Here is a 9,325-nt window from a genome sequence, read left to right on the forward strand (position 1 = left end):
TACTCACAACCACCCACCCCGCGGGGGCCGGGCGCGCCGCCCCCCCCCCCGCCGGGCCGCGGCGGCGGGCGCCCCCCCGGGCCCCCCCCCCCCGCCCCCCCCCGGGCCCCCCCACGGGGAGGGGGAGTTCAGCCGCGCGCGGCCTTCAGGAACTCGCGGTTCATCGCGGCGATGCTGGGGAGCGGGATGCCCTTGGGGCAGGCGGTGGCGCACTCGCCGGTGTTGGTGCACCCGCCGAAGCCCTCGGCGTCCATGGCGGCGACCATGTTCCGCACCCGGGAGGAGCGCTCCGGCGCGCCCTGGGGGAGCACGTTGAGGTGGACGACCTTGGCGGACGTGAAGAGCATCGCCGAGCCGTTCGGGCAGGCGGCCACGCAGGCGCCGCAGCCGATGCACTCGGCGTGCTCGAAGGCGGTGTCGGCGGCCTCCTTGGGGACGGGCGTGGCGTGCGCGTCGGGGGCGCTGCCGGTGGGGGCGGTGACGTAGCCGCCGGAGCCGATGATCCGGTCGAAGGCCGAGCGGTCCACGACGAGGTCCTTGACCACCGGGAAGGCGGAGGCCCGCCAGGGCTCGACGTCGATGGTGTCGCCGTCGGTGAAGTGCCGCATGTGCAGCTGGCAGGTGGTGGTCCGTTCCGGGCCGTGGGCCTGCCCGTTGATGACCATGCCGCAGGCGCCGCAGATGCCCTCGCGGCAGTCGTGGTCGAAGGCGACGGGCTGGTCGCCGCGGGTGATGAGCTCCTCGTTGAGGGTGTCGAGCATCTCCAGGAAGGACATGTCCGGGCTGATCCCGCCGACCTCGTAAGTGGTCATCGCGCCGGGGGTGTCCGGGCCCGCCTGGCGCCAGATGCGCAGGGTGAGGTTCATGCGTAGCTCCGCTGGGTGGGGTGGACGTACTCGAAGTCGAGCGCCTCGCGGTGGAGGACGGGCGCGGTGCCGGTGCCGGTGAACTCCCAGGCGGCGGCGTAGGTGTAGTCCTCGTCGCGGCGGGCGGCCTCGCCGTCCGGGGTCTGGCTCTCGGTGCGGAAGTGGCCGCCGCAGGACTCGGCCCGGTGCAGGGCGTCCAGGCACATGAGTTCGGCGAGCTCGAAGTAGTCGACGAGCCGGTTGGCCTTCTCCAGCGACTGGTTGAGCTCCCGGCCGGTGCCGGGCACCTTGATGCGGTGCCAGAACTCGTCGCGCAGCCGCGGGATCCGCTCCAGGGCCCGGCGCAGCCCGGCCTCGTCGCGGGCCATGCCGCACTTGTCCCACAGGAGTTCGCCGAGTTCGCGGTGGAAGGAGTCGGGGGTGCGGTCGCCGTCGACGGCGAGGATGAGGCCCAGCCGGTCCCCGACCTCGGCCTCCGCCTCGGTGACGGCGGGGTGGTCGGTGGCGACGGCCGGCAGCTTCTCCCGGGCCAGGTAGTCGTTGAGGGTGGGCGGCAGGACGAAGTAGCCGTCGGCGAGGCCCTGCATGAGGGCGCTGGCGCCGAGCCGGTTGGCGCCGTGGTCGGAGAAGTTGGCCTCGCCGATCGCGAACAGGCCGGGCACGGTGGTCTGGAGGTCGTAGTCGACCCAGAGCCCGCCCATCGTGTAGTGGATCGCGGGGTAGATCCGCATCGGCACCCGGTACGGGTCCTCGGCGGTGATCCGCTCGTACATGTCGAAGAGGTTGCCGTACTTCGCCTCGACGGCGTCCCGGCCCATCCGGCGGACGGCGTCGGCGAAGTCGAGGTAGACGCCCTGGCCGCCGGGGCCGACGCCGCGGCCCTCGTCGCAGACGTTCTTGGCGGCGCGGGAGGCGATGTCGCGCGGGACGAGGTTGCCGAAGGCGGGGTAGACGCGCTCCAGGTAGTAGTCGCGTTCGTCCTCGGGTATCTCGGCCGGCGGCCGCTGGTCGCCGCGCGCCTTGGGCACCCAGATCCGGCCGTCGTTGCGCAGCGACTCGCTCATCAGGGTGAGCTTGGACTGGTGGTCGCCCGAGCGCGGGATGCAGGTGGGGTGGATCTGGGTGAAGCACGGGTTGGCGAAGAGGGCGCCGCGGCGGTGGGCCCGCCAGATCGCGGTGGCGTTGGAGTTCTTGGCGTTGGTGGAGAGGTAGAAGACGTTGCCGTAGCCGCCGCTGGCGAGCACGACGGCGTCGGCGGTGTGGGTGCGGATCTCGCCGGTGACGAGGTCGCGGGCGACGATGCCGCGGGCGCGTCCGTCGACGACGACGAGGTCGAGCATCTCGGTGCGCGCGTGCATCTCGACGTTGCCGGCGGCGATCTGCCGGGAGAGCGCCTGGTAGGCGCCGAGCAGCAACTGCTGGCCGGTCTGGCCGCGGGCGTAGAAGGTGCGGGAGACCTGGACGCCGCCGAAGGAGCGGGTGTCGAGCAGGCCGCCGTACTCGCGGGCGAACGGGACGCCCTGGGCCACGCACTGGTCGATGATCTCCACCGAGACCTGGGCCAGCCGGTGCACGTTGGACTCGCGGGCGCGGAAGTCGCCGCCCTTGACGGTGTCGTAGAACAGCCGGCGGACGGAGTCGCCGTCGTTGCGGTAGTTCTTGGCCGCGTTGATGCCGCCCTGGGCGGCGATCGAGTGGGCGCGTCGCGGGGAGTCCTGGAAGCAGAACTGGACGACGTGGTAGCCCTGTTCGGCGAGGGTGGCGCCGGCCGCGCCGCCGGCCAGGCCGGTGCCGACGACGATCACCGTGTGCTTGCGGCGGTTGGCCGGGTTGACCAGCTTGGCGTCGAACCGCCGCTGGTCCCAGCGTTGTTCGATCGGCCCGGCGGGCGCCTTGGTGTCGGCGATCGGCTCGCCGACGGTGTAGGACGCGTAGCTCATTTCACGACTCCGGTCATCACGGCCACGGGGACGGACAGGAAGCCCGCGGTGAGGATCAGGGCGAGGCCGTTGGCGGCCAGCTTCAGTGCCCGGTCCCGGCGGGCGTTGTTGGCGCCGAGGGTCTGCGCGGCGCTCCAGAAGCCGTGCCGGACGTGCAGGCCGACGGCGAGCATCGCGACGATGTAGATCACGTCGCTGTACCAGCGGCCGAAGGTGGCGACGATGTTCTGGTACGGGTGGCCGTGCTCGGCGACGGGGTTCACGGTGAGCGTCGTCAGGTCGAGGACGTGCCACACGATGAACAGCGCGAGGATCACCCCGCCCCAGCGCATCGTGCGGGTCGCGTAGCTCGCGCGGCGGCGCTGGTGCACGTACTTGCTCGGCCGGGCGGCGAGGTCGCGCCGGCTCAGCTGGTAGGCGGCGACGCCGTGCAGGACGACGGCGGCCAGCAGGCCGGAGCGGGCGATCCAGAGGAACCACTCGTAGCGCAGGAACGGTTCGCCGATGGTGCGCAGCCAGTGCGCGTAGCCGTTGAGGTCGTCGGGGCCGAAGAACACCTTGAGGTTCCCCAGCATGTGCGCGACCAGGTACAGCAGCATGGCCAGTCCGCTGACGGCCATGACCGCCTTCTTGCCGACGGTCGACCGCCAGAGGGTCGCCAGGGTGGACGGGTGCCGGGCCGTCCGAGTCGCGGTTGTCATGGCAGCCACGGTAGGGACGGCCGCAAGGGTGCGTCCAAGACATGATGCGGCTCGTGACGATAGGCAGCCACTATCAAGGAGGCCTATCCTGGCCGTGTGCAGCTCCAGCAACTCCGCTACTTCCTGGCCGTCGCCGAGACCCGCCACTTCACGCGCGCGGCCGAGGCGGCACACGTGGCGCAGCCGTCCCTCTCGCAGCAGATCCGGGCACTGGAGCGGGAGTTGGGCGCCGAGCTGTTCCACCGCACGCGCGGCCGGATCGCTCTCACCGACGCGGGGGACGCACTGCTGCCGCTGGCGCGGCGCATCCTCGCGGACACCGAGAGCGCGCGGCTCGCCGTGCAGGAGACGGTCCAGCTGCGCCGCGGCCGGGTGCGGCTGGGGGCGCCGCCGAGCCTGTGCACGAGCCTGGTGCCGGACGTCCTGCGGGTGTTCCGGGACCGCTACCCGGGGGTGGCGCTGGCGGTGCGCGAGGGCGGTTCGCGCGACCTCGTCCGCTGGCTGGCGGCGGGGGAGCTGGACCTCGCGCTGGTGATCACCCCCGCGAGCGGGGAGGTGGCGCCGGCCCTGGACGTCACCGAACTGCTGCACGAGGAGCTGGTGCTGGTGTCCGCCCTCCCGAAGCGGGCCCGGCGCACGGTGCGGGTGACGGAGCTGCGCGGGCGGCCGCTGGTGATGTTCCGCGAGGGCTACGACGTGCGCGAGGCGACCCTGGCGGCCTGCCGGGCGGCGGGGTTCGAGCCGGAGTTCGCGGTGGAGGGCGGGGAGATGGACGCGGTGCTCGGCTTCGTCCGGGCCGGGCTCGGGCCCGCGGTGGTGCCCGGCATGGTGGCGGCCCGCTCGGGGCTCGGGGTGACCCCGTTCGCGGGACCGGGCCTGGGGCGCACGATCGCCGTCGCGCACGGCCACGAGGTGCCGCTCACGCGCGCCGCCGACGCGCTGCGCGAGACCCTTCTGGCACACCTGCGCGACGCCGCCCGGGACGGCGAACTGCCGCCGGGCACACGGCTGTTGCTATGAGAAAGGCCCGGGGCGCGTGCCCCGGGCCTTTCTCATGGCAGTGCGGCGATCAGGCCGGCAGCACGGCCTCGATCGCGGAGACGACCTCGTCCGACTCCGGCTCGGTGGCCGGGCGGATCCGGGCGGCCACCGAGCCGTCCGGGGTGATCAGGAACTTCTCGAAGTTCCACTTGACGTCGCCGGCCTCGCCCTCGGCGTCCGCCGTCCCGACCAGCGTGGCGTACAGCGGGTGCCGGTCGTCACCGTTCACCTCGATCTTCTCGAACAGCGGGAACGTGACGCCGTACGTCGTCGAGCAGAACGTCTCGATCTCCTCGGCGCTGCCCGGCTCCTGCCCGGCGAACTGGTTGCACGGGAAGCCCAGCACGCTGAACCCGCGCGCGGCGTAGCGCTCCTGGAGCCGCTCCAGGCCCGCGTACTGCGGGGTCAGACCGCACTTGGAGGCGACGTTGACGATCAGCAGCGCCTTGCCCTTGTAGTCGGCGAGCGAGGTGGCCTCGCCGGACAGCGTGCGCAGCGGAATGTCGTACAGGCTCACGGTGGTCCCTTTCGGCAGGTCGGTGGGGTCGGACTCCCGGGTTACGGTAGCGCTCCCAGAAGGCTCAACCACGACGGCGCCGCCGGTGTTCCGCGAGCGTGGGGGCGCACTGAGCGGCGCGTCCGCCCCCACGCTGCGGGTCCGTGCGCCGCCTCAGACGGCCAGCGGCTTGATGGCGGTCGGCGCGTGCTCGGGCAGGGTCGCGAGCTCCTCGAACTCGTTGACCTTGTCGATGTCGTTGCCGCTCATCGAGATGTTGGTGACCCGCTCCAGGATCGCCTCGACGACGACCGGGACGCGGAACTCGGCGGCCAGCTTCTTGGCCTCCTCGAAGGCCGGCAGCAGGCCCTCCGGCTCGGTGACCCGGATCGCCTTGCAGCCCAGGCCCTCGGCGACCTTGACGTGGTCGACGCCGTAGACGCCCAGCTCCGGCGCGTTGATGTTCTCGAACTCCAGCTTGACCTGGAAGTCGATGTCGAAGTTCCGCTGCGCCTGGCGGATCAGGCCCAGGTAGGAGTTGTTCACCAGGACGTGGACGTAGGGGATGCGGTGCTGCGCACCGACCGCCAGCTCCTCGATCATGAACTGGAAGTCGTAGTCGCCGGACAGGGCGACGATCTGGCCCTCGGGGTCGGCGGTCGCGACGCCGAGCGCGGCCGGGATGGTCCAACCGAGCGGGCCGGCCTGGCCGCAGTTGATCCAGTGGCGCGGCTTGTAGACGTGCAGCATCTGCGCGCCGGCGATCTGGGACAGGCCGATGGTGGTGACGTAGCGGGTCTCCGGGCCGAAGGCCTTGTTCATCTCCTCGTAGACGCGCTGCGGCTTGAGCGGCACGTTGTCGAAGTGGGTGCGGCGCTGCAGCTGGGCCTTGCGGGCCTGGGTGGCGGCGGCCCACTCGCCGCGGTCCTTCAGCTGCCCGGCGGCCTTGAGCTCCTTGGCCACCGTGACGAACAGCTCCAGTGCGGCCTTGGCGTCGGAGGCGATGCCGAGGTCGGGGGCGAAGATCTTGCCGATCTGGGTGGGCTCGACGTCGACGTGGACGAACTTGCGGCCCGCGGTGTAGACGTCCAGGCCGCCGGTGTGGCGGTTGGCCCAGCGGTTGCCGATGCCGAGGACGAAGTCGGAGGCGAGGAAGTTCTCGTTGCCGTAGCGGTGCGAGGTCTGCAGGCCGACCATGCCGGCGTTCAGCTCGTGGTCGTCCGGGACGATGCCCCAGCCCATCAGGGTCGGGATCACCGGGACGCCGGTCAGCTCGGCGAACTCCAGCAGCAGCTCGGAGGCGTCGGCGTTGATGACGCCGCCGCCGGCGACGATCAGCGGGCGCTCGGACTCCTGGAGGAGCGCGATGGCCTTCTCGATCTGGATCCGGTTCGCGGTCGGCTTGTAGACCGGCAGCGGCTGGTAGGCCTCCGGGTCGAAGTCGATCTCGGTGAGCTGGACGTCGATCGGCAGGTCGATCAGGACCGGGCCCGGACGGCCGGAGCGCATCAGGTGGAAGGCCTGCTGGAAGACGCCGGGGACCTGGGCGGCCTCCAGGACGGTGGTCGCCGCCTTGGTGACCGGCTTGGCGATCGAGGCGATGTCGACGGCCTGGAAGTCCTCCTTGTGCAGGCGGGCGACCGGGGCCTGGCCGGTGATGCACAGGATCGGGATCGAGTCGGCGATCGCCGAGTACAGGCCGGTGATCATGTCGGTGCCGGCCGGGCCCGAGGTGCCGATGCACACGCCGATGTTGCCGGCCTTGGCGCGGGTGTAGCCCTCGGCCATGTGGGAGGCGCCCTCGACGTGACGGGCGAGCGTGTGCCTGATCCCGCCGGAGGCCTTGAGGGCGGCGTAGAACGGGTTGATGGCTGCGCCCGGCACGCCGAACGCGACCTCAACGCCTTCGAGCTTGAGGATCTCCACGGCCGCGCGGGCGGCTGTCATACGAGGCATCGGGTTTCTCCTGCGTCGGCCCGCAGTGGCTCGGAGGGCTCATCTCCAGAATTCCACCATACGGAAGAACGGTTTCTGTATGTGGAAGAAAAGGTAGGACGGAGCCTGTCGGGGCGTCAAGGGGAGATTCAACAGATTGTGGACGTTCGCCCAGGGTGTGGCCTGTGGGATCCGTGGTGGGCAGACCTCGTTCGTACACGCGGACGGCTGTCGTGCAAGTGTGCCCGGGGAACCGTGCGTTCCGGCCCGGAAAGCGGACCCGGTGTGCAGCCCGGGTGAAGGGGCCGTGTGCGAGGTTGGCCCGCCCCGCACCCCTGGGTACCGTCGGAGCCACGCCGGGCCACCCACTGTCGCCCCCGTCGTGCGGCCCTTCTTCCCGCCCGCACCCGCTAGCACCGCGCGCATCCGCAAGCGCCGGCCGTACCGCAGGCCCTGCCCTTCGTACCGTGCCCCTCGCGCCCGCACGTCCCGTCGCACGCTTCCTCGCATGTGTCTGCGCATGTGTCGTCCGCGCCTGTGTCCCCGCATGCCGATCCGCACGCTTCCCGCATGCCTCCCCGCATGCCGACCCGCACGCTTCCCCGCCCGCCCCGGAGCAGCGTGCCCGCCGCCGGCGGGCGCGCGGAAGGAACGTACCCATGCGCCGAAACCCCGTCCGTCGCCCGGCGGTGACCGGGTGAGCCGTCCGCCCCACCGCCGCAAGGGCCCGCCGGGCCGCCCCCGCCGCACCGCGCCCCCGGGCCGGCCCCGGGGTTCGCTCACCGGACTCCTGCGCACCGTCCCGTGGCGCTACGACCTGCCCGCCTCGATCGTCGTCTTCCTCGTCGCCCTGCCGCTGTGTGTCGGGGTGGCCGTCGCCTCCGGCGTCCCGGCCGAGCTCGGCCTGGTGACCGGCATCGTCGGCGGCCTGGTGGTCGGGCTGCTGCCCGGCAGCAGCCTCCAGGTCAGCGGGCCGGCCGCCGGGCTCACCGTCCTCGTCTACGACGCCGTCCATCGCTTCGGCCCGCACGCGCTCGGCCTGCTCGTCCTCGGCGCCGGACTGCTCCAGCTGGCCATGGGCGCCCTGCGGCTCGGCCGCTGGTTCCGCGCCATGTCCGCGTCCGTCGTGCACGGCATGCTCGCCGGCATCGGGCTCACCCTGCTCTCCGGCCAGCTGTACGCGCTCGCCGACCGCCGGGCCCCGGCCACCGGCCCGGAGAAGATCGCCGGCCTGCCCGCCCTGCTGCGCGACGCCCTCACCGGCGCCGCGAACCCGAGCGCCGTCGCGCTCGGCGTGGCCACCCTGCTGGTGCTCGTCCTCTGGAAGCACCTGCCGGAGCGGGTCGCCCGCGGCGTGCCCGCCCCGCTGGCCGCCGTCGGGCTCGCCGCCGCCGTGACCGCGGCCGCCGACCTGCCGGTGGCCCGGGTCCGCGTCGCCGGCCTGCTCGACGTCGTCCACCTGCCCGACCGCGTCACCCTCGGCGAACTGGCCGGCGGCGCGGGCCTCGGCACCGTCGTCGCCTTCACCCTCATCGCCTCCGCCGAGACGTTGTTCAGCGCCGCCGCCGTCGACCGGATGCACCACGGCCCGCGCACCGACTACGACCGCGAACTCACCGCGCAGGGCATCGGCAACACGGTGTGCGGACTGCTCGGCGCGCTGCCGATGACCGCCGTCATCGTGCGCAGCGCCACCAACGTCCAGGCCGGCGCCCGCAGCAAGGCCTCGCGCACCCTGCACGGCGTCTGGCTGCTGCTGTTCACCGCCCTGCTCCCCGGCGTGCTCGGGCTCGTCCCGCTCACCGCGCTCGCCGCCGTCCTCGTGCACGCGGGCGCGAAGCTCGTCCCGGTGCGGCGGATCGCGGCGCTGTGCCGGGAGCACCGGGGCGAGGCGGTGGTGCTCGCGGTGACGGCGGGCTCGATCGTCGTCACCGACCTGTTCGAGGGGGTGTTGATCGGCGTCGGGCTGGCGGTGGTGAAGTCCGCGTGGCAGACCTCGCACCTGCAGATCCGGGTGGAGGAGGAGCGGCTGCCCTCGGGCGAGGCGCTGCAGCGGGTGCGGCTGAGCGGCAACGCGACGTTCCTGCGGCTGCCGCGGCTGCTCGACGCGCTGGAGCGGCTGCCGGCCGACCGCCCGGTGGAGCTGGACTGGTCCGGCCTGCGGCACCTGGACCACGCCTGCACGGTGGCGCTCGCGTCCTGGGCCGCGCAGCACCGGGCGCGCAGCTCGGCGCCGCTGGCCGTCGAACCGCCGCTGCCGATGGTGGTGTGACGGCCGCCGGCTGACGTCTGGTTAGCCTGGTCGCGGGGGGCGCGGGGGGGGCGCAGCGCGCCCCCAACCCCGCA

Annotated in this window: 7 protein-coding genes; 2 read left to right on the forward strand and 5 right to left on the reverse strand. The window is 72.7% G+C overall.

What is annotated here, in order from left to right; all coding sequences use genetic code 11:
- Nucleotides 1–128: 128 nt before the first annotated feature.
- Genes ACFV4F_RS05295 through ACFV4F_RS05305 form a run of 3 tightly spaced genes read right to left on the reverse strand, consistent with a single transcriptional unit; the run spans nucleotide 129 to nucleotide 3,507 of the window.
- Nucleotides 129–866: a succinate dehydrogenase/fumarate reductase iron-sulfur subunit gene (locus ACFV4F_RS05295; protein WP_380436255.1), complete on the reverse strand. Its 738-nt coding sequence runs from the start codon at nucleotides 864–866 to the stop codon at nucleotides 129–131.
- Entirely contained in the window at nucleotides 863–2,806 is a 1,944-nt protein-coding gene (locus ACFV4F_RS05300; protein WP_380500518.1) for a fumarate reductase/succinate dehydrogenase flavoprotein subunit, read from the reverse strand. The genes ACFV4F_RS05295 and ACFV4F_RS05300 overlap by 4 nt, the downstream gene beginning before the upstream one ends.
- Complete coding sequence (locus ACFV4F_RS05305) at nucleotides 2,803–3,507, reverse strand: succinate dehydrogenase cytochrome b subunit (RefSeq protein WP_380436259.1); 705 nt, start codon at nucleotides 3,505–3,507, stop codon at nucleotides 2,803–2,805. The genes ACFV4F_RS05300 and ACFV4F_RS05305 overlap by 4 nt, the downstream gene beginning before the upstream one ends.
- A gap of 96 nt (nucleotides 3,508–3,603) precedes the next feature.
- On the opposite strand from ACFV4F_RS05305, the gene ACFV4F_RS05310 reads away from it, so the two are divergent.
- On the forward strand, nucleotides 3,604–4,527 hold the full coding sequence (locus tag ACFV4F_RS05310; RefSeq protein ID WP_380500519.1) for a LysR family transcriptional regulator: 924 nt from the start codon (nucleotides 3,604–3,606) through the stop codon (nucleotides 4,525–4,527).
- 49 nt (nucleotides 4,528–4,576) lie between these two features.
- Here the strand turns inward: ACFV4F_RS05310 and ACFV4F_RS05315 are convergent, their stop codons facing one another.
- Both ACFV4F_RS05315 and gcl read right to left on the reverse strand, forming a co-directional pair.
- Entirely contained in the window at nucleotides 4,577–5,065 is a 489-nt protein-coding gene (locus tag ACFV4F_RS05315) for a glutathione peroxidase (RefSeq protein ID WP_380500520.1), read from the reverse strand.
- A gap of 153 nt (nucleotides 5,066–5,218) precedes the next feature.
- Nucleotides 5,219–7,000 (reverse strand): glyoxylate carboligase, encoded by a 1,782-nt coding sequence (gene gcl / locus ACFV4F_RS05320; RefSeq protein ID WP_380436265.1) that lies wholly within the window; start codon nucleotides 6,998–7,000, stop codon nucleotides 5,219–5,221.
- Between the two features lie 769 nt (nucleotides 7,001–7,769).
- Between gcl and ACFV4F_RS05325 the strand changes: the two genes are divergently transcribed.
- The gene (locus ACFV4F_RS05325; RefSeq protein WP_380436454.1) at nucleotides 7,770–9,251 is read left to right on the forward strand and encodes a SulP family inorganic anion transporter; all 1,482 of its coding nucleotides are present in this window, start codon (nucleotides 7,770–7,772) and stop codon (nucleotides 9,249–9,251) included.
- Nucleotides 9,252–9,325 lie beyond the last annotated feature (74 nt).

Origin of the sequence: Kitasatospora sp. NPDC059722 (genome assembly GCF_042733235.1) — a bacterium.
Lineage (GTDB): Bacteria > Actinomycetota > Actinomycetes > Streptomycetales > Streptomycetaceae > Kitasatospora.

What these genes read in the sequence shown, in the direction of transcription:
- gcl (WP_380436265.1), bottom strand. Translation starts at nt 7,000, where the DNA reads ATGCCTCGTATGACAGCCGCCCGCGCGGCCGTGGAGATCCTCAAGCTC.
- ACFV4F_RS05295 (WP_380436255.1), bottom strand. Translation starts at nt 866, where the DNA reads ATGAACCTCACCCTGCGCATCTGGCGCCAGGCGGGCCCGGACACCCCC.
- ACFV4F_RS05305 (WP_380436259.1), bottom strand. Translation starts at nt 3,507, where the DNA reads ATGACAACCGCGACTCGGACGGCCCGGCACCCGTCCACCCTGGCGACC.
- ACFV4F_RS05300 (WP_380500518.1), bottom strand. Translation starts at nt 2,806, where the DNA reads ATGAGCTACGCGTCCTACACCGTCGGCGAGCCGATCGCCGACACCAAG.